Annotated in this window: 2 protein-coding genes; both read left to right on the top strand. The window is 34.0% G+C overall.

Annotated elements, in window-relative coordinates; translation table 11 throughout:
- On the top strand, window positions 1–304 hold a 304-nt coding region (locus tag IEY78_RS35495; RefSeq protein ID WP_189104839.1), incomplete at its 5' end, for an RsmG family class I SAM-dependent methyltransferase.
- On the top strand, window positions 298–524 hold a 227-nt coding region (locus IEY78_RS35500), incomplete at its 3' end, for a PP0621 family protein (RefSeq protein ID WP_189104840.1). The genes IEY78_RS35495 and IEY78_RS35500, both read left to right, overlap by 7 nt.

A 524-nucleotide genomic window follows, 5' to 3' on the forward strand; every position in this document is an offset into this window, starting at 1 on the left:
AAGAATAAAAAGAGCGGCTTTTTTAAGCTACCTTAAAAGCGTTTTGCCTTTAAAAAATATTGAAATCATTAAAAAGCGTTTAGAAGATTATCAAAATCTTTTACAAGTGGATTTAATCACTTCTAGAGCGGTCGCTAGCTCTTCTTTTTTGATAGAAAAAAGCCAACGCTTCCTAAAAGATAAGGGGTATTTTTTATTCTATAAAGGCGAGCAGTTAAAAGATGAAATCGCTTGTAAAGACACTGAATGCTTTATGCATCAAAAGCGTATTTATTTTTACAAATCAAAGGAAAGTTTATGTTAAGAATTTTAATCCCCCTACTCATTATTGTGTGGGTTTTATGGCGTTTGTTTTTAAAGCAAAAACCCCTTAAAGGCAACCATAAAGACAGCCACTCTTATACGCAACAAACCCCTAAAGAATTAGAAGATCACATGATTGTATGCTCTAAATGCCAAACCTATGTTTCTAGCAAAGACGCTATTTACAGCGGAGCGGTGGCGTATTGCAGTGAAACTTGTTT

This window comes from Streptomyces kronopolitis, from assembly GCF_014646275.1.
Lineage (GTDB): Bacteria > Actinomycetota > Actinomycetes > Streptomycetales > Streptomycetaceae > Streptomyces > Streptomyces kronopolitis.